16 protein-coding genes and 2 pseudogenes are annotated in these 20,193 nt (G+C 47.6%); 11 read left to right on the top strand and 7 right to left on the bottom strand.

Translation table 11 applies throughout. The features are described 5' to 3' along the window. Window positions 1-10: 10 nt before the first annotated feature. Complete coding sequence (locus tag MHH28_RS22365) at window positions 11-2,362, bottom strand: AraC family transcriptional regulator (protein WP_405105681.1); 2,352 nt, start codon at window positions 2,360-2,362, stop codon at window positions 11-13. 214 nt (window positions 2,363-2,576) lie between these two features. Between MHH28_RS22365 and MHH28_RS22360 the strand changes: the two genes are divergently transcribed. The 9 genes from MHH28_RS22360 to MHH28_RS22320 all read left to right on the top strand — a co-directional run bounded on the left by MHH28_RS22360 (window position 2,577) and on the right by MHH28_RS22320 (window position 13,338). Next, the gene (locus MHH28_RS22360; protein ID WP_405105679.1) at window positions 2,577-5,162 is read left to right on the top strand and encodes an S-layer homology domain-containing protein; all 2,586 of its coding nucleotides are present in this window, start codon (window positions 2,577-2,579) and stop codon (window positions 5,160-5,162) included. Between the two features lie 245 nt (window positions 5,163-5,407). Continuing rightward, window positions 5,408-5,815 (top strand): BlaI/MecI/CopY family transcriptional regulator, encoded by a 408-nt coding sequence (locus tag MHH28_RS22355; protein ID WP_209987532.1) that lies wholly within the window; start codon window positions 5,408-5,410, stop codon window positions 5,813-5,815. Window positions 5,816-5,817: 2 nt separating this feature from the next. Further along, on the top strand, window positions 5,818-7,896 hold the full coding sequence (locus MHH28_RS22350) for a M56 family metallopeptidase (protein ID WP_405105677.1): 2,079 nt from the start codon (window positions 5,818-5,820) through the stop codon (window positions 7,894-7,896). Window positions 7,897-8,075: 179 nt separating this feature from the next. Further along, window positions 8,076-9,143: a hypothetical protein gene (locus MHH28_RS22345; RefSeq protein ID WP_405105675.1), complete on the top strand. Its 1,068-nt coding sequence runs from the start codon at window positions 8,076-8,078 to the stop codon at window positions 9,141-9,143. A 166-nt stretch (window positions 9,144-9,309) separates the two neighbouring features. Beyond that, window positions 9,310-9,789, top strand: coding sequence for a 23S rRNA (pseudouridine(1915)-N(3))-methyltransferase RlmH (gene rlmH / locus MHH28_RS22340; RefSeq protein ID WP_405105673.1), 480 nt, complete (start codon window positions 9,310-9,312; stop codon window positions 9,787-9,789). 161 nt (window positions 9,790-9,950) lie between these two features. Next, window positions 9,951-10,709 (top strand): hypothetical protein, encoded by a 759-nt coding sequence (locus MHH28_RS22335; RefSeq protein ID WP_405105671.1) that lies wholly within the window; start codon window positions 9,951-9,953, stop codon window positions 10,707-10,709. 30 nt (window positions 10,710-10,739) lie between these two features. Continuing rightward, window positions 10,740-11,615 (top strand): DUF4238 domain-containing protein, encoded by an 876-nt coding sequence (locus MHH28_RS22330; RefSeq protein ID WP_405105669.1) that lies wholly within the window; start codon window positions 10,740-10,742, stop codon window positions 11,613-11,615. 269 nt (window positions 11,616-11,884) lie between these two features. Further along, the gene (locus tag MHH28_RS22325; RefSeq protein WP_405105667.1) at window positions 11,885-12,616 is read left to right on the top strand and encodes an HNH endonuclease; all 732 of its coding nucleotides are present in this window, start codon (window positions 11,885-11,887) and stop codon (window positions 12,614-12,616) included. A 173-nt stretch (window positions 12,617-12,789) separates the two neighbouring features. After that, window positions 12,790-13,338 carry an HNH endonuclease gene (locus tag MHH28_RS22320; protein ID WP_405105665.1) on the top strand — a complete coding sequence of 183 codons (549 nt, stop codon included), beginning with the start codon at window positions 12,790-12,792 and terminating at the stop codon, window positions 13,336-13,338. 256 nt (window positions 13,339-13,594) lie between these two features. Here MHH28_RS22320 and MHH28_RS22315 read toward each other — a convergent pair whose 3' ends face one another. Then, entirely contained in the window at window positions 13,595-13,981 is a 387-nt protein-coding gene (locus MHH28_RS22315; RefSeq protein WP_405105663.1) for a hypothetical protein, read from the bottom strand. A 143-nt stretch (window positions 13,982-14,124) separates the two neighbouring features. On the opposite strand from MHH28_RS22315, the gene MHH28_RS22310 reads away from it, so the two are divergent. Further along, complete coding sequence (locus MHH28_RS22310) at window positions 14,125-14,460, top strand: helix-turn-helix domain-containing protein (protein WP_405105661.1); 336 nt, start codon at window positions 14,125-14,127, stop codon at window positions 14,458-14,460. Between the two features lie 103 nt (window positions 14,461-14,563). Here MHH28_RS22310 and MHH28_RS22305 read toward each other — a convergent pair. The 4 genes and pseudogenes from MHH28_RS22305 to MHH28_RS22290 form a co-directional block, all read right to left on the bottom strand. Then, window positions 14,564-15,113, bottom strand: a pseudogene (locus MHH28_RS22305) (sialate O-acetylesterase); the annotation flags it as partial. A 304-nt stretch (window positions 15,114-15,417) separates the two neighbouring features. Further along, window positions 15,418-16,146, bottom strand: coding sequence for an SDR family oxidoreductase (locus MHH28_RS22300; RefSeq protein WP_405105659.1), 729 nt, complete (start codon window positions 16,144-16,146; stop codon window positions 15,418-15,420). Between the two features lie 133 nt (window positions 16,147-16,279). After that, window positions 16,280-17,182 carry a helix-turn-helix domain-containing protein gene (locus MHH28_RS22295; protein WP_405105657.1) on the bottom strand — a complete coding sequence of 301 codons (903 nt, stop codon included), beginning with the start codon at window positions 17,180-17,182 and terminating at the stop codon, window positions 16,280-16,282. Between the two features lie 272 nt (window positions 17,183-17,454). After that, a pseudogene (locus MHH28_RS22290) lies at window positions 17,455-17,577 on the bottom strand (sialate O-acetylesterase); the annotation flags it as partial. Window positions 17,578-17,678: 101 nt separating this feature from the next. Between MHH28_RS22290 and MHH28_RS22285 the strand changes: the two are divergent. Continuing rightward, a complete protein-coding gene (locus MHH28_RS22285) occupies window positions 17,679-18,212 on the top strand; it encodes an EVE domain-containing protein (RefSeq protein ID WP_405105655.1) in 534 nt (177 codons plus the stop codon). A gap of 89 nt (window positions 18,213-18,301) precedes the next feature. On the opposite strand, the gene MHH28_RS22280 is transcribed toward MHH28_RS22285, so the two are convergent. Continuing rightward, window positions 18,302-20,173, bottom strand: coding sequence for an ATP-binding protein (locus MHH28_RS22280; RefSeq protein ID WP_405105653.1), 1,872 nt, complete (start codon window positions 20,171-20,173; stop codon window positions 18,302-18,304). Between the last annotated feature and the right edge of the window lie 20 nt (window positions 20,174-20,193).

Raw genomic sequence — 20,193 nt, 5'->3', positions numbered from 1 at the left:
GGCACGCTCCTTATCCCATACTAATCTCCGCCTGCGGCGGCAGTGTATTCATGGTTCGCAGATAATTCCCCGGCGTACAGCCGTAGATCTCCTTGAAGCGCTTGATAAAATACGGAGTCGTTGCATAACCGACCGTGCCGGCAATTTGTTCGATCGACATGTTGTTGTTCTCTATCAGCCGCCGGGCCTCTTCCATCCGTATGCCGGTAATATAGTCGGTGTAGGTGATCCCCAGCTCTTCCTTGAACAGCTTGCTTAGATACTTGGGACTGATGAAGACCTTGGCGGATACGGCATCCAGCGATAAATCCTCTGACAGATGCTCCCCGATGTAGGCCTTGGCCGCTTCAATGGTAGAGATTGCGCGTTCACTGTTCCGCTTCTGCGTCTCTGCAATGAAGGTGGCGATGGAGGCGGCGAACCACTCCTCAAGCTGCCGGATATCCGGCAGGGCAATATATTCGTTATACAGATCCAGATGCCCGGTAGCGGAAGGGGTGTAGCGGATGCTTTTGAGATAATCGGAGTACATAAAGACGGTATTCGCCAGAACGAAGTGACAATAATCCGCCGGGTAGCTGCCTTCCCGCATCACGGATATCAGCTGCTCCAGCGCGGCCAGGGTCTCATCCTGCTGACGGGTCTGCAGCTTATCCTTGAACCTCATCAGCACAGGCTGCGGAATTTCATCAAGACTCTGCTCCTTCTTCAGCAGTTCCCGGTCTTTCAAGACCCTGCTCTCAGGCAGAAAATAAGCATACTTCATTAAAGTCTGCGCTTCAGCGTAGCTGGTGTGGAGAAGGCTGACGGCATCCACCCAGCAGCCCTGCGAGAGCTGAATATTCAGCTGAAACTGCTGCTCCGCCGCTGCTGTAATCCGTTCCGAGAGCTGTTCGAGCAGCGTCCCGGAGGCTTCGCGCGCGCTGATAATGACAACCGTCTGCTTGTCCGGCAGCTCCTCGGCCAGAATGCGGCTTCCATGAAGCCGGATCGCCTCAAGCTCTCCGGTCATCCCGCTCATGGCCGCCTGCAATCCGCTCAGACTCATGCGGGCGCACGCTCCCCGGGTATTGAGGAGCAGGCAGCAGTAATGGCGGTGCTCCGGGGAGAGTCCCAGGAATGCCGGATCTCCGGATACGCTGCCCGGGGCAGGGCTGGCCTGAAGAAGATTCAGGATCATATTCTGCCGGACATGCGGACTGCTGGCCGCAAGCGTCTCCTCCAGTGTGGTGACTTTGTCATTCAGGCGGAGGAAGGCAGAGTCAATGATTCCGAATTCGTTAAGGGCTGGACCGGGCACCTCCGGCACCGGCCCGTAGAGGTCCTTAATGGTGCGAAGCAGTCTTTTGAGCGGACTGTAGTTCAATTTGGCCAGAATGCCGGACAGACAGATTCCTACCAATAGAGCAAGCAGACACAGGGAGAGGATGACCCTCTGGACAACGAGCCATTTCTCATAGAACAGATTCGCCGGAGCTGCACTGAAAAGCTTCCACCCGGTGGAGGGCAGGTCCTGATAGGAGATGACGTAGGTGCTGCCCCCGATCTCCTGGCTCATGTTCCCGGAGGTCTCAGGAGAAGTTAGCGCATTCATGATACTGGCAGCATAAGTATCGGCCTGGGCCGCAGCATCTGGATTCGAGCCGGCCAAGATCCCCCCGGAGGGCGTAGCAATGAAGCTGCTCTGATAGCGGGCAGGCATCATATTCTGCAGAATGGCGCGCAGCGCGCTCTCCTTCAGATCAATGGCAATCAGCAGCTCACTGGCTGCTCCGGGAGATTGGAACGGATAGCTATGCACATAGGTGATCAGCTGGCTGCCGCTGCCGCCGGGGATGCTGGAGACGATATCGTCCGGCACGAACCGGGCCTCTGTCCAGAGGCTGTTACGGGAATTAAGGTTCATGCCGTTCACCCAATCCATCCAGTAGGCGGCCCCCGCCTGCTGGTCCGCACGGAATTTCAGCCCATATAGCGAGGACAGCAGGAGATGCTGCCTGGGAGCATACAGATGTACAGCCTGAATCAGGTCCGAATGATTGGATACCTGCATGTTCAGTGACTCCTGGAGACTGCTTAACTTGCTGAGATTCGCTGGAAGTGAAGCATCCGGCAGCATACGGAGCGCAGTCCGCTGGTTCAGTGAGACTTCCAGATAGATCTGCTGGACCCGCTGAAGCACGGAAGCTTCAAGGGTACGGGCGGTATTGTCAAGGATGAGCCGGTTGCGGCCCTGAAGCTCTTCCTTATAATGGTTCGAGAAATACAGATAGAAGGCAGAGCAGAGTAAGAGGACAATGACTAACACAACAGAGATGTATGAAGCGGCTAGGGCGGCAAAGGCAGAGTTCCATTTACGCAAGATGTATTCTCCTCCCAGGCGGATTATACACTAGCCCCTCACAGATCTGTTCGGGATTCATGTTAAATCAATGTTAAATGGCCGGAAAAAAGCTGAATTGTTCCCAAAATCATAGAATTGCGAAATTGTGTTATTGAGCGGCGGAGGAGGCAGGTGCTATATTGAGTCCGATTCAGGCAATCAAAATAACAAGATAGGGGCTGACACATTGAACTTGAAGTCGAAAAAAAAGCTGTTGTCTGTTACGGCAGGTCTGGTACTCCTCTCGAATTCTATTGCGGTACATCCTGCAGAGGCGGCCACGGGCGATTCCTGGGCCGCGCTGCCGGCTGCTCCAGCATGGGGGCATTTCGTAGATACTTATAAGAATAACACACCTGTGAATATGGCGGTGTATTCCAATCCCTCGATTGGCGTTCTCTCCGGCTTCCTGGATCTCTGGACACCGGGCGCTACCTGGGATACCGGAACGAAGCTGAACAGCAGCGTGCTGGATTACAACATTCAATATGTAGCGGATCTGGCCGCCACCCGCACTCCGGCAGAGGAGCAGGCGGCGTATTACGATGACCGGCGGAACCAGACCTATGGAGCGGCTGACGGCCTGGGCCCGTTGTCGGAGGTCTACCGTACGATGTCGGGAACCTTCACGACCATTAACAGCATCCCTGAGGATGCCACTTCTGTGAAATACAATGACGGCAATGACAGTAACAAGGCCGGTGATTCCAGTTCTGAGCTCGGTAAAATGGTGGACCTGATCGGAATCGTCCGCGGCAATTATGCTTCAACGAGTCAGGCCAAGAAATTCTACAGCTACATGCGTCCATTCCGCTGGAAGGATACCTCCGTCATCGTGCCGACGCTGATGCCGGCAAGAAGCAGTACGCCTGAGACAGACGGCGGCTTCCCGAGCGGCCACACCAACGCTTCCTATCTGGCAGCGCTGGCACTGGCGTATGCCGTACCGGAGCGCTACCAGGAGCTGATGGCCCGGGCCTCGGAAATGGGCAACAACCGGGTCGTAGCCGGGATGCACTCGCCCCTCGATGTTATGGGCGGACGGGTGACGGCCATGGCCTTCGCAGCGGGAGCGCTGAATGACCCGGATAATGCTGCACTGAAGCAGGCGGCCTACACTCAGGCCCATGAAGTGCTGCTTACACAGACGGGTACCGCAGAAGACCGGTTCACGGACTATGCGAAGAATAAGGCCCGGTATATGCAGCGGCTGACCTACGGTTTCCCGCAGATTCACTCCACGACTGAGCCTGCTGTTGCGCCCAAGGGAGCGGAGGTCTTACTGGAGACCCGCCTGCCTTATCTGAGTGCGGATGAGCGCAGAGCCGTTCTCGTAACAACGGCACTCCCCTCCGGCTATCCGCTGTTGGATGATCCTGAAGGCTGGGGACGGCTGAATCTGTTCGCCGCTGCCGATGGGTACGGCGCATTCGCTGAGCATGTAACGGTAGCCATGGATGCTGCGAAGGGCGGCTTCCATGCCGCAGACCGCTGGCGTAATGATATCTCCGGGACCGGCGGACTGACCAAGGAAGGGACAGGCACGCTGAAGCTGGCGGGCAGTAACACGTATTCCGGCGGCACCGAGGTGAACGCAGGTGTCCTGGAAGGAGACTCGGCAACCGCCTTCGGCAGCGGCAACGTGACGAATACCCGTGGTTCTGTCGTAGAGAATGTCTACGGTAAAATGGTAATCGGCGGCAGCCTCACCCAAGCTTCCGAAGGTACGCTTGTACTGAACCTTACCGGAGCAGACGATGTGCTTGAGGTTAAGGGAGCGGTGAAGGCGGACGGGAAGCTGAAGGTGAACTTCGCGAACAGCTACGTTCCAGGCAGCGGCCTGATTCCGCTCATCACACATGGCGAGGGCCAGCGCAGCGGGCAATTCGCCGCGGTCCAGATTGAGGGCATGCCAAGCATGTATAATGCTCAGGTTGTGTATCTGAGCAATCAGATTGCGCTTAGTATTACAGATACGACAAGCAGCGGGAACCCGGGTACGGACGGCGGCCATCCGGGCGGAACGCCGGGGACTCCGGCTGGAAATACCGGAACGGTGCCAGGGAACACCGGCACTGTGCCAACGAACGGAGGCAGCACAACTCCTGAACCGGAGCAACAGCCACAGAGCGGTGTCAATCCGTTCCAATCCGGGGTGGTCAGCAGGGAAGCAGTATACAAGACCGTAACTGAGGCCATTGCGGCCACGAAGAATCAGAGCAGCAGCTTCAAGGACACCGCAGGCCACTGGGGCAGCGGCACCATCGCTACAGCCGTGAAGCTGCAGATCATCAGCGGCTATGCGGACGGAAGCTTCCGCCCGGATGCACCGGTGACCAGAGCCGAATTCGCGGCGATGATCGCCCGTTCCTTCGGACTGGGCACCACATCGGCAGCCTCAACATTCCGTGATACGGCCTCCAACTGGGCGGCTGGGTATATCGGTGCTCTGGCCGACAAAGGCATCGTAACCGGCTATGCAGACGGCAGCTTTAAGCCGGGTGCGACCATCACCCGTGCCGAGATGGTCACGATCATCGGCCGTGTGCTTGATCTCGGCGTGCTTCAGACCGGCACCCCGGCAAGCTTCACCGATGTCAGCAGCACCTACTGGGCGGCTGATGCCATCCGTAAGGCGGCTGCGGCGAATCTGGTGAAGGGCGTATCGCCCTCGGCGTTCGCTCCACGGAACCAGGCGACCCGCGCTGAAGCGGTAGCCGTGATTATCCGCGCGCTGGAGAGCGACAGCTCCGTTAAGGCTTTGATTGCGGGGTTGTAAGCGGCGGGATTGTTGGCAGCAATTGAGGGACAGGTAGGCTGTAAGTAAGTTCGCATAGAGCAGGAAGCACAGGCCGTTGGCTTGTGCTTTTTGCTATGTTACGGCCGCGTTGGGTGCCGGTTCGCGTTCTTTCATCACGAAGTGGGGTTATTTGACAAATTCAATCTACAAGTGTAATGTATAGAACAGAGCTTGTATTTACACTTGTAGATTTAATGACGCCGCGATGGAATGGAGCTGTTATGATGAGTACAACCCCCAAGATTTCGGAAGCTGAATGGGAGATTATGAAGATTATCTGGGAACATCATCCGCTCACCTCGGAACAAATCACCCGGCTCCTGCCTGCATCTGTGGAATGGAGCGAGCAGACGGTGCGCACCTTCGTCACCCGGCTGCTTAAGAAGAAGGCGATAGCGTATGAGAAATCCGGCCGGAGCTATCTGTATTATCCGCTGGTGTCAGAGAATGAGTGTGTCCGGGCCGAGAGCCGCTCCTTCCTGAAGCGCGTATTCGGCGGAGCTACCCAGTTAATGGTGACCAGCTTCCTGGAGGATGTGGAGCTGTCCAAGCAGGAGATTGAACAACTCGAACAGCTGCTGAGGGAGAAGAAGTCGCAGGGCACCAGCGGAAACTCAGGTAAGCAGGAATGAATATGATCTACGGATGGTTTGCCGGTATCGCAGAACAGACACTGGCGGCAAGCATGGTGATTCTGGCTGTGTTGTTCCTGCAATATGTTCTGCGGAGGTTCATCAACGCCCGGGTGCGTTACCTCCTGTGGCTGCTTGTCATTGCCAGGCTGTTATTGCCTGCTGTACCGGACAGCCCTGTCAGCATGTTGCATATTCTCGGCAATAGTAAGCATTTCTTGACAGCTGTCCTGGACAAGGGGGTGGACACTGGGGCCTCTAAGGGTGAGTATCAGGAGCTTCCGCCGGGAGAGGGAGATCAGGTTACATATCCGGTCAATAACACCGCTCTGGATGTACAGGGGCAGACAGACACAGCCCGGCAGAAGGATGGTGCTGTAGCAGATAACCGCAGCTCTGCGGGGGCCGCAGGCTATCCGCTCTGGATGAAGATAGGCACCGTGATCTGGTTACTGGGCGCTGCGTTTATGCTGCTGAATGGACTCCTGTACATACGGCGGATGCAGCGTGAGCGCAGACGGCTTAGAAGGGTGAATGCCCCGGAGATTCTTCAAGTGGTTCTTGCCACCAGACGCCAGTTTGGAATACGGAGAGCGATACCTATCTATACCGGAGGTTCTGCTAACAACCCATATCTGTCAGGATTCCTGCATCCATGGATTTTTGTCCCGGAGCAAGCTCTGCGGGAACTGGATGCTTCCCGGCTGCGGCACATCCTCGCGCATGAGCTTGCCCACTACAAGCGGAGGGATATGCTGTGGAACCTGCTAGGGAGTCTAGCCGCAACGATACATTGGTTCAATCCCCTGATGTGGCTGGCTATCCGGCACATGAAGATTGATAGGGAGGTCGCCTGTGACGCCTATGTGCTGGAGGTATTAGGAGAAGAGGAGGCTATCAACTATGGGCTTACTCTGGTGGAGTTCCTGAAGCGCTTCTCACGAGTCCGGGAGAGGAGGGGGCATCTCTATTTCTCCAATCCGCAGCAGCGGCAACAGATCAGGACAAGGATCAGTATGATTCAATCTTTCCGCAAAGGCTCCTACCGCATCTCCGCAACGGCCGTAATTCTGGTCGCCCTGCTCAGCATTGTGACACTCACGGGAGCCTCAAGGGAGCCTAGTGACTCTGCCGCCACGGGTACTAAGGCCAATTCCACTGCCACGCTTACTGAAAGCGTCCTGGGAGAGGAACGTGCAGAACCGGCAACGGAGCAAGGGGAGGCCCTGGTGCCGTTTCGGAACATGAATGTACAACAGACGGAATATGTGAACCGGCATCATCTGCTGAAGCCGATGAATGTGGAGGTTGCCCAAGACGGCTATAAGGTCAACGTCACGGGCTTCATGGCAGACAGGCATCAATTGGTTATTTTTTATACGGCGAGTGTTGACGGCGGAAGATCACTATTCTCCGATGATCCTCGTTTTGTAGAATGCATCATTACGGATGGGGTGACGGGTAAGGTGATTAATGGACGGACTCACCCCATAACCAGCACTAGCAGCCCGGAGAAGCATATTAAATATACGGCTGCCAGACTTCGGTTCGATACGCCTTTGACGAATCCGCCCTCAAAGATCAAGGTTGAATTCCGGTTGCGCTCACAGGCAGCAAGCGGAACTAAGATACAGGAGTCCCCGGCACTCCAGACCACCTTCGATGTGAGCGCAAGCTATTGGAAGCAAGAGAAATATACGATCCAATCGCAGGAAACGCTTGATGTAGGCGGACACAAGATCAGAGTGAAGCTACAATTGACACCGCTCACAACAATAGCCACTTTTTATTCCGATGAACCGGTTTTTAAAAACACTGAATTCATAAAAGCTTTCCATGAGAAGTATGGTTCTCCATTGCTCTGGTGGAGCAAGACAGGAACGGGAGACTATACGCAGCAAACAGGCAGTGCATCTGTTACGGTTACAGATTATGAGATGAAGATGCTTACAGAAACCTATTTCTTGATGGATAAACCGCAATCTCTGCGGCTGGATTTCATAGATTCAGCGATAATCACGAGGGAGCCTGAGTCTACCTATCAAATGACTTTTGATATTACCGGGCAGAATCAGAGCTGATTCAGCGGGAACATCCACATATAATGAAGGAGAGTGTAACAATGAGTAGAATCAATCGGAACGAAATGGAGATCTCACATGCGGCGCAGACGCTGCCTGTACAGGAGCCAAAGCAAGGGTCAGCGCCAGATAAACGGCGGTCCTCCAGGACCCGGCTATCTACCGCCATCGTCGCAGTCATGACAACAGCAGCGCTGGTGCTGAGTCCTTTTGCCGTGACAGGTCAAGCTTTGGCCGCCCCGGTCACCGCCGCGAAACCGTCGGCAGCGCTTGCCCCCTTTGTGAATTCGGGGATTCAGGGTTATCGGCAGGTTGAATATGCAGTTAAACACAATCTGGTACAGCCTCTGAACACCGTGGTCAAAAAAGACGGTTACCAGTTGACGATGAACGGTTTTATCGCCGACAAATATGAGCTGATCGTTCTTTTTACAGCCCAAGCTGACACCAAGAGAGCATTCGTGTTCATGCCGCCCAAAGGTCATAGTCTCCAATTGACTGATGCCGTTACCGGCAAGGTCATCAGCGGGAAGAAAATGAATGAGGCTAACATTCAGAGTACAAGTCCGGCAAAGAAAAATCATATTATGTATGGCATTGCTAAAATTCCGTTAAGCAGTCCATTGACCACGCCTCCTAAAAAAGTAGCTGCTGAGTTTCAGCTAGGCACATTAACCGCCATTGAGCTGAACCAGTTACAGGCACTGGATGCTGAAATGCTCGCTGTCGCCGAAAAAGCCCATGCGAACGACCCGGACCAGAAATCATCGTTCAGTTGGAGTCCTGAACTGCTTAAGAAGTATAATACACTCAAATCCAACGTGAAATATAGCCCTGTGCTGAAGGTGGCCTTTGATATTAACCCCAAGGCCTGGAAGCAGGAGACCCGGACACTGGCGCCGGAGGAAACTATTGATGTGGCAGGGCATAAGATCAAGGTGAAGCTGGAATTGACACCGTTCACGACTGTAATCACGCTATCCTCCGATGAGGCTTTGTTTAAAAACAAAGAATTTTTAGAGATTTTCAATAAGGACTACTCTCCTTCACTCTTGGTCAAGAGCGGAACCGGTGATTACAAAACGGAAGAGGGTACTTCTATCTATACCTATACAGACCATGAGATGAAAATCGTCACACAAAGCTACTTCTCCTTAAATAAGCCGCAATCGCTTCGCCTGGATTTCACCAATATGAAAGACCGTAAGATTACACAGCAGTTGATTATTGATTTGTCTAAGCAATAATTGCAGGTACTGCAGGTTATTCGTAGTGTCTTAGGGCCACCCATGAAGGGTGGCTCTTCTTTTGGCGTTACAGGGTGTGCGGGGAATGTCGCCTAGGCAGGGCATGTTATGGACAGGGATGTGATAAAATACAGGGACATAACCAGATGAGACCGATGGAGGAATTATGTTAATTCAACTGATAAGCGTAGGCAAATTGAAGGAAAAGTATCTGACACTCGGCATCGCGGAATATGCCAAACGGCTCACGCCCTACCTCAAGTTCCAGATGATAGAGGTGGCGGATGAGAAGGCCCCTGATAACCTCAGCGATGCAGAGGTTGTTCAGGTGAAGCAGCGCGAGGGCGAGCGCATCCTCGCGCAGATTAAGAGCGAGGCGCATGTCATTGCGCTCGCGATTGACGGCAAGCTCTGGAGCTCCGAGGAGCTTGCCGCCGAGATCGACCGGCTCGGCACCTACGGGACGAGCCATGTCGTCTTCGTCATCGGAGGCAGCCACGGGCTCTCCGATGAGGTGATGCGCCGCGCCCAGCAGCGCATGAGCTTCGGCCGCATGACGCTGCCCCACCAGCTCATGCGGCTGGTGCTGGTGGAGCAGGTTTATCGGGCGTTGAAGATAAATAGGGGGGAGCCGTATCATAAGTGACGGCAAAAAATTAAGTGAATAAAAGAATATAGCCGCCTGAAGCAGTGATGGGGGATGATGCTGTAGAAGATATGTGAAACCTTCTAGTGAAATGGGCCCTAAGTGAAAATGTTTTCCAAAGTTATAATACACTTATATAAAGTTCAGTAAGGGGGAGTTTAATGATTGGTAGCTGTAAACTTTGTGGAGATACTAGAAAATTAGTTAGATCCCATATTATACCTGAGGGTTTTTATCTCCCGTTATATGACGAAAAACAAAGGATATATCATTCATCACCTTCTAGAAATGAATTTACATTTATGCAAAAAGGTCAACGTGAATATATGTTATGTAATAAATGTGATAGAGACTTGTTAGGGCCGTATGACAAGTACGGCATTGAAGTTATTAGAGATAATAAACATGTGAAAAAATATATTGATGTTGAAAAGGAAATCTGGCTTAACATTGATTACAATAAATTTAAAATTTTTATGCTGTCTGTTTTGTTAAGGGCACATTTTGCGGAGAATTTTTTTACTGGAGTAGAATTAGATGCTAACGAAGAAAATTCTTTAAAAGAATACATATTAAACGGTTCAGCGCCGACAGTTGAAATCTTTCCTGTTTTAGGAGTCAAACTATTTGATCCTATTAGCAATGATAATAAGTGTGATGAAATCATAAGTAATGGTAATACCTATTTAAGAGAAAACTATTCATTGACTCGTTTGATTGTTATAGTTTTTGGTGGGTACGGCTGGATGTTTCTTTTACCTACTGGAGAAAAAAATGATATTAACAGTAATCAATTTCTTAAAGAAGAAGGAATAATGTTTTTATTAAAGGAAAGTATCAGGGAATTTACTTCTGTTTTACATTTACAAAATTCTATAAATTATTCAAATTTAAACTTCGAAAGAATTAAAAGGGGATAAATGGTAAAAAATTTTTTAGGAGGTATATCAGTGCAAGATCGTAGAAACCATTATATTCCCCAATTTTACTTAAAGGGGTTCTTGGATTACAGGGTAGAGCCTCCTCAAAAGCCCAGCCTTTGGGTTCTCGATAAGAAAGAAGATACTCTATGCAGGAAAGGCACCAAAAATGTTGCTAAAATAAATGGATACTATGATATGAAATTAATGACTGGAGAAATAACAACTGTGGTGGAATCGTTTTTTTCTAAACAGATTGAGGGACCCTCTTCATTAATTTTAAAAAAGATACTGGGTTATATGCCAATTAATGAAGATGAGAGATTTCAATTTAGTGAGTTTATATATTATTCACTTGTTAGGGTGCCTAATTTTCTTAATTACATGTCTTGGTTTCATAAAAATGGTTCCAAATTGAATTTTGATAAAACAAAAGTCGAATTAACAAAAGCTAAAATAGAAGCAGCTGGAATAGGAGATGAAGGAATTAGTACGTTAGAATTAATGATTGAGATGTCTAGGTTTTTTGTACCTATGATTTATAAAATGAACTGGCAATTTTTTAGAGCATCTAAAAATCAGTACTTTGTAACTTCTGACAATCCGGTTATATTAAATAATCCAGATGAAAAACAAATCAACCTTTCCTTTAGCGGTTGGGAAAACCCCGGAATACATTTAACATTCCCGCTCAGTTCTAATATGTGCTTACGTGCTACATGGACGAAAAGAAGTAAAATATATGTTAAAGCAGATCTAAAATTTATGAGGGCGATCAACTTTCGCACATCTTTTTATGCAACGCGTTATGTTTTTTCATCAAGACCAATATTACCCCCACCTATAGATTCCTCATTCTTTTACAATGAGATAGATATTTACGAAAGTAAGTCTAATTGGGAATGATATTTATCGGTTTTCAAGAAAATATCTGCAAATGGTAAAGTAACAGTAAGATGAATAATAACATCTTGCGAAAGTGTTTAGCTATCGTAACATTCAGTAGGTGGATTTTTGTATGCTGAGATCAAGAGACTTCGCCCTACAAATGTAACGGTAAACCGTATCATAAAAGACAGCGATAACTTTTGTGGAATAGTGCTAAGAAAGATGTTGGACAGAATGGTATAAAGGAATAATAGAGACGATGAGAGAATGATTATAAGGAGGATCCCATGTCGATCTCAGATAAGACTAGAAAGATACTATGGGGTAGATCAGGAAATAGATGTTCCATATGCAAGCTAGAACTAATTATTGATGAGACTGAAAAAGATAATTCGTCAATTGTCGGTGAGGAATGCCATATTATTTCTGGTCAAAAGAATGGGCCTAGACATGATCAAAACCGTCCTAAAGATGCAATAGATACTTATGATAACTTAATTCTGTTATGTCGCATTCATCACAAGATGATTGACGACCAACCTGAGACATTTACCGAAGACATTATTAAACAAATTAAAGTCAACCATGAGTTTTGGGTATCTAAAAGCCTTGACCAGCAAGAAGATAAACCTCCGAGAATTAAAAGGATAAAGGAAAATATTCCTGAAAAATTACCTAGGATTACAAGCGGAAAAGAAATCATTAATATTTTGGATAGAGCAATGGGGTATGAATTTGATCATGATGAACCAAAAAATGAAAATGAAGTTGAATTGATTTCAGGGTTTCTACAATACCTACATGATTTTGGAGATTTATTAAGCGACTTTGAATCGGGTGAAAGAGTTAGATACGGTTTTGAAATAACTAAAATGATAAAGGAATTATTAGATCATGAATATTACGTTTTCGGTGCACGTGAAGTCAGAGTGTTAGAGGGGGGAAAGGGAGCTCCATCAAGCTTTCCTATAGCGATTGTTTATTTGAGACACAAAGATAATCTACTGATGATGAATTAGAAAGCATAACCCATTTTAGTAAAACTATATTTCCGAAATCACTTGGGCTATTCACTGGGTTTGATGTTCTCCCTAGCTAATATACCTTCTAACTAATTGATTTAAGAAATTGTTAATTATCACCTTTTATACAAAAAAAGTAAATTTAAAACAAATGACACGGGGGGTTTACAATGGCTATGCCAACAAAAGCCCAGATTTTTGAATATTGGATGGAATGGTTGGACAAGAGGGGATTTGACTGGGGGGAGCCTTGTTGTTGGGCATGTAAACGACATTTTGATGCTAAATATGATTTGAACAAGCCCAGTGCTACACGTGAAGATATAATAAAAAACTGGGATAGGGTACCTCTTCAACGTTGCCACATAATTGCCTGTCAGTTCGATGGAGAGGATATCCCAGAGAATCTATTTCTGATGTGTAAGAGCTGTCATGACCGTGCTCCGAACACGAAGTCTCGCGAGGCATTTTTGGATTGGGTAGAAAAGCAAGATTACACATCTTTGGTTCAAGAAGAAATCATGAGAGAATTAAGAACTTTTGAACTCGTAGATCGCGTAGAAGATGTAAATGAGATGCTGGCAGATAAGGAGCTAATAAAACGGTTTTTTAGTAATTCTGGTTTTCATATGAATCAGGCTAGAGGCGGGTTGGAGATTACTCTTTCAAGTATATTTTCTCAAATTGCTCATGAACTAAAAAGAAGCAATAATAATTGAATCCTGCTATTAGGCACATCATTGTTCTACCGATGAGTATAAGAAAATCAAAGAAGGGAATTTCCTACTTATTGATATTCACGTCATATAGAAGGCAAAAAGCACAAGCCGCTGACTTGTGCTTTTTTGAGCAGACATTTAGTCTTACGTTGAACAACATTCTGTCGGATAGAGGGTAACCCTTTAAAAGGGGATATGTAACAGAGGAGAGCACATTAGCGCCAAAAGGTAAATTTATTGCCGAGATGGCTTCTACCTACATCCCCATTCTCCAACATAACTCCTCCAAAACCTCACCCGCCCGTCTCATCACTCTCTTCATATCCTTGTCCGTTATCCTCTCTAACTCCTTCCCCTCCCCATTAACGAGAAAATTCAACTCACCCACAAACACCACAATCTCAAGCCCAGGGTGATAGTCGGTGTGTATCAGCAGTAATAGATCATTTAATGATATCTCTGAGCCAAACTCTGTCTTATTCTCATAAATGTATAATGCACGAATCGTGGAGATGAGGGCTGAATGACAAAGAAAGAACGCAGCCTTGTATTGCTTGTGCTTTCTCATAATATGAGCTAATTTCATGTGATAACGGGCTAGACTTGTATAGTCAGTGATTTTCTCTTGCAAGCTTCTTCCCATAGTGAAAGCCTCCCATAGCATATTTGGAAAAGTATTACACCTATTATAATACCTATAAGTATTATAATAAATAATAATATCTATTAATTGGTGTTTACCTTTAGGAAACTTGTCTACACTTTGGACATGGAGAGGTGAATACTGTGATGGATAAGGAAATATTGAAGCTGGTGGGAGCCCGGATTCGTGCTCTTCGGAAAGAGCGGGGGCTGTCGCAGGAGGCGCTTGGGGAGAAAGGCGGCTTTCATTTTTCATACATAGGTCAGATTGAACGTGGGGAGAAGAACGTTTCTTTATTGAATTTACATAAGATTGCTGAATCACTTGAGGTGAATATCATTCAGTTGTTTGCGTACCAGGGTGAAGAGTTCATGGTCACCGCAGCAGAGCGTGATATTCAGGATATGGTAGGCATGCTCAGAGAGGCCAATGAGGAGAAGGTACGTGTGGCTAAAAATGTACTGAAGGAATTATTATAAAGAAACATTATGAATCAAGCCTATCTATTCATAGTATAAACAACAGTGGCGGCCTTCCAGGCCGCCCTTTATTTTCGCCGATAGACCCTTTAAACGAAAGGGATCAAGGCTGCATAACCTTCACCCTCTGCGCCTCGAATTCCGCGTAAGTGATTTTACCCAAAGCCAAGTCCATGCTATAAAGGTAGATCTGTTCTGTTTTCGAATAGTCGCGCTCCACTTTCAGCGACTGCTCCTCCCCCGGGAGGGGCTCCAGGACATGACACTTGTTCGAAAAAGCTTCGAAATAGCGGTAGCCGAATTTGCGTTGCGAAACCGCGTCTATATGAATGCCATCAGGATTCGCGGTCAACTCTGCCGCTGTTACAAAATAACAATTTTTCTGTTCGTTAGCGCTGTAATTGTTCATTGACTTGTCTGTACTCTGTCGCTTGCTGTCCAAAACCAGTCTTCCCGAGGAAATCACCAAGTCCGCCGATGTTTAACGGCACCTCATCAAGATTCAATTCGTTTCTTAGGGTCTCGATGATAAGGCTTAATTTCTCGTAATACGTTTCATGCAGCGTTTGATAACTGTCACTCTTACCCTGGTGCCACAGAATACCGCAGATCTGACTGGACCGCAAGGCAAAGCGGGCTTCGGACAAAGCATGCTATCGCGGGAGCGATGCATGCGGACATTCAATAAAGAGATGGACTTTTAACTTGCCTTTACAGACAGAGGGGGAACCGTATCATAAGTTAGAACTTCGAGAATCGCATCATAAAAGGCTCCGGCGATCCGCTTGCAAAGCAGCGGTTGACGGAGCTGTTTAAGGAACGTTATCCAAATAGCAAAGGGAAAGAGATTTAAAAGCCTCCCGCGCCTTCGCTTGGGCTACGCCCTTCGCGAAGGCAACAGCAGACCCTTTTCTCCCTCATCCCAATGGAAATTCCTACTTACACAAATTTTCTATTTTACCAAGCCACAACTCCATGCTCATCATAAAAGCCACCAGTTGGACCATCACTAAGTATTGTGGCAAGCTCCACTACAATGGAAGCTGCTTGTTCGACTGAACGATAGCCACTATGACCATTTAAATCAGTAGCTGTAAATCCAGGGCAAACGGAGTTGATTTTAATAGGAGAATCGCTTAATTCTTTAGCAAAGGAAACGGTTAAAGCATTTACAGCCGTTTTAGAACTATTGTAGGCGAGCGAATTCGCATTATAAAATTCTGACGTTGAGTCTGAATTCAAGGTTAAGGAACCTAATGCGCTGGAAAGATTAACGATTCTTCCCGCAGAAGAATTTCTGAGCAGTGGAAGCATTGCTTTAGTGACAGAAAATACACCGAAAACGTTTGTCTCATAGGTACTCTTGAGAACAGACAATTCCAGTTCACTTGGAGTGGTGTTTTCTTCGAAAAACACGCCTGCATTATTAATCAAGATATCAAGCAATCCATACTCTTGCTCAATCCATTCTGCTGCGGAGAGAACGGAGCTGGGGTTCGTGACATCAAGAACTACTGTTTTAGCTTTAATTTTCTCCTTTTCCAATAACGTTACGGCCTCATGTCCTTTATTTTTGCTTCTTGCTCCTATTAAAATCTCATACCCCATATTTCCCAATTGTCTTGCTGTCTCAAAACCGATACCTTTGTTTCCACCTGTAATTAATACGATCTTAGATTTATTCATAAAATTGCCTCCCTACATTCTTGTTTTAATACGGCTGCGTTTACCGCATGAGATAAGAATATCAAGGAGACGAATAAATTTCTTTGCCTACAAGCTCATTCTATTTGTTTATTTAGCTCATTTTTCAGCCCCTTTAGGCATCCTTCTTCAACCTCTGCTGCCGTCTAAACTCTGACGGTGGAAGTCCGAATCTTTCCTTGAATACTTTGGAAAAGTGAGCGATATTTTCGAATCCGGTCGAAAAACAGATATCCGTAACAGATAACGCTGTTTCCGCTAACAGTTCCTTGGCTTTATCCAGCCTTCGATTGCGAACCCATTTGAGCGGGGAGGTGTTGTATATTGCTTGAAAATCCCTTTTGAACGCCGCCAGGCTTCTGCCAGACAAATAGGCCAGGTCGTTAAGGGAAACGGGATTCATGAAGTTCTCCTCCATGATCTTTGTGATGCTGCCTCTGTCCTTGCTTATGGGTTGCATCATTTGATGCAACAAACGATCGTTCGAATCTGCTATGTGAAACAGCAATTCCATCAGTTTCACACGAACCAGTCCTTCTTTGACTTCATCAGGGTGCTCGAAATAGGGTTTTAACGACTCGATATAGCTTCCAAGGCGGTCATTGATCGGAAAGACTGTTATCGGAACAACATCATTCACGAGACAAATCGGTTTTAAACCGGCGAATTTGAGGAATTCATCTACTATTTTCTCGTTCAGGAAAAACATCATATAGTCGAGGATGTAATCGGAATCGGGTTCACCCGCTTTCTCGTACTCGACTCCCATTGATTTATGAATAAACATCATTTCGTTGCTCCGCATCGTATATTCTTGATCACCGAAGCGAACTGTATAGACACCCGACTTGACGATTAGCAGAAGATGATCCTGCAAAAAAAATTTTCCTTTTATGCCTTGCGTGTAAAAGCAGATTTCGATAACGGACATCCCACCCAGCTTCAAGCTCCCTTTCTTATTAGGAAACTTTACCAGTTCATTAGGCACCTTGACCATTTTGCTTGATCTCATAGTCATGGACGTCCCGCCCTACTTGTACCTGCGATTGCTCTAGTTTCCATTTCTTAATCATCCTTTCGGTTATGCCAGTCTGCGCTTACCTGTAGAATAATTTTCTTGACAAACGTTTCAACACTTATCCTTTTAGTATAACTGGAACCCGGCGAGAATACTTTGCTGAAAAGCTCAAATGGCTTGTTCATTTAGCTCCAAACGAGCAAGTTTTCCTGGATACTGTTTTCGACTAAGAAGATGACCGGGATTTACTGCGAAAAACTGAATCGTGCCTGTTAAGTGATAACCTTCATCATCTGTGCCTCGAATTCGGCGTAAGTGATTTTACCCAATGCCAAATCCATGCTATGAAGGTAGATCTGTTCTGTTTTCGAATAGTCGCGCTCCACTTTCAGCGATACAGGATATCAAAAAAAAGCTCAAACGCTACTGACAAACCGCTGTCAGTAGCGTTGTTGTATGCTGGATACAGCGTAAGAAAAAGGAGCTGGGTTCAGCAATGAATACGAAAGAAACGTTGTGTAATTTTGAGGAAACGGTCAGTGGTAATATTCAAGAATTGGCTGGCTCAAGTCTTGAACAACTTGTTCGGAATACGGTTCTCCGTCCGCCTTCCTATTGGATAGGCGTCGTCTCGGCATCGCATGTACAACGCGGGGTTAGTGGCGGCTTCGCCCAAATGTGTCACGGTAAATCTGCACCATTACGCAGAATGCAACCTGGGGATTGGCTTGTGTACTATTCTCCTCGAACAGAGATAAGAGAAGGCGAGCCGTTGCAAGCATTCACCGCCATTGGCCGGGTTTTGGACGACCATGTGTACGAATATGCCATGTCCGCGACGTTCGTACCTTACCGGCGGAATATCGAATATGTTCCCTGCCAAGAAGCAAGAATCGAAGGCTTGCTTGACCGGCTGTCCTTCACCCGAGGTAAACGGAATTGGGGCTACCCGTTCCGTACCGGCCATTTTGAGATAAACCAAGAAGATTTCTTTACTATCGCGGAAGCGATGCATGCGGCCATCCAATAAAGAGATGGCCTTTTTACTTGCCGTTACAGACAGCGCGGGAAACCATACCATAAGTAGGGCGAAAACGGTGACCACTGCAATTTAAGCTGCTACAACGGCTCGCTTTGGCCATTGGCTTTTCGTATATAATTTTTTTCTACGGGAATTTGGAAGCTCCAGTCTCCAGTAAGCATATGCTGCTGAGCCGGGTCATCGAACACGATTAACTCTTGTACGTTGACTTTTAACATGAACTTGTCTGGAGGCGGGGTCCCGTTGAAAGAATAATTGATGGTGCCGTTTTTGGCCAACGTTACACCTGAATCCGTGGCGATGCCGGGAACTGCCAGTATCGTTGAAGAGTCCAATTGAAAAGTGGGCTTCACCGAATGTTTCACCCATTGCGACTCCGATATCATGTTAGAATGTTTCATGGAGTATTGGATAATTAGGCTCTGGCCGTCGAATAAGTATTGATGAATGAGAAGTGTATAGCCTTTGTCCGTTTTACCGGTTATTAAAACCATCTCGTTATTTCCGCTTGTTGGCATCAACGCTGGATCGCTATTTTCATCCAGCTTTACCATGAGCGAGGAGGTGAATGAATTCTTAATGCTGAATAATACCACAGCACAGACGAGCAACACGATCATTGATACCGCGGCTACCCTAGATTGGAATAAGCGCCGTCTCTGTGGAGATATTCTTTGTTTCGGTGCCAGGCCCTGCTCGGGGAGCGTGGTCATTACCCGCTCGATTTCATTATGAACTTCTTCCGGAACAGCCGCATGCACCTGGTTGAGGCCGGAAACCGGGAACCGTGTCTCAAATGAGGTTGCCCTTTTGCTGCTGTATGCAGTGATGCTCCCTCCGTGTACCTCGATAATGCTTTTGGCGATGGCCAGACCAAGACCTGTACCTCCGGTCTGCTTCGACCTGGAGCGCTCCACCCGGTAAAAGCGTTCGAAAATAAAGGGCAAATCCCGTTCCGGAATGGGGTCTCCATAATTTTGGATTCGCACGACCAACATATCTCCATCCTGTGCAATGTCGATATCGATATATTTGCCCGTCTGCCCGTACTGTATGGCATTGGCGATTATATTCTCGTACGCCCGTACCAACAACCCTCCGTCCGCTTGGATCTTGAATTCTCCTTCTTGCATGTTCAGCCTGATTTCCATGCCTGCGTTCTCCGTAACCGGCACGAATTCCTCTTCAAGCTGACAGATCAACCCGGCGATGTCGAGCTCGCTCAGTTCCAAAGGCATGCCGTTGTTGATTCGCGTATATTCGAACAGTTCGTCGATCAAGCGCCGAAGCGCCAAGGATTTCTCATACGCGATGTTGACGTAATAACGCATCTCTACTTCATCCTGATACCGATCCTCCTCGATCACTTCGAGAAAGCCAAGAATCGAGGTCAGTGGAGTGCGCAGGTCATGCGATACACCGGTAATTAAATCGTTTTTGGTCTTTTCCGCCTTGCGTTCCTCCGTTATCGAATGCTTCAACTGCATACTCATCTGGTTGATACTGAGCGCGACCTCGCCCAATTTGTTACCGGCAATTTCTGGAATTTGATGGTCGAGCTGCCCGCCCGCAATCTCCTCCAAACCGCGCGTGATTTCTGCCAGATAATGATCCCATTCGCTGCTGAGCTGATTCATACTCTCTGCAACAACGCTTAACTCATCCTTGCCATTGACCGTTATTACACGCCCGAACCGGCCTGCCAATATCTCCTGCAACCCTGCGTTGATTTCGCGCAAATCCTCAACCAGACGGAGGCTAGTAAGGAAGAAAGTGATGGGAAAGAGAATGATACCGGTTATGATCATTACGCGAACGGATCCCGCATGCTCAATGCTCCAGTTGATCGGGGCAGCCACGTATTTGATTTTTTGCAGCTCTCCCGCCATAAAATACCCAAAAAAAATAGCTGCGCCTGTTAAGGTTAGGCTTGCAACCATGATCAGCATTAATCTCCAACGAATTGTAT

Origin of the sequence: Paenibacillus sp. FSL K6-1217 (genome assembly GCF_045040735.1) — a bacterium.
Classification (GTDB): domain Bacteria; phylum Bacillota; class Bacilli; order Paenibacillales; family Paenibacillaceae; genus Paenibacillus_AQ.
This window is presented reverse-complemented; position numbering and strand designations above follow the sequence as displayed.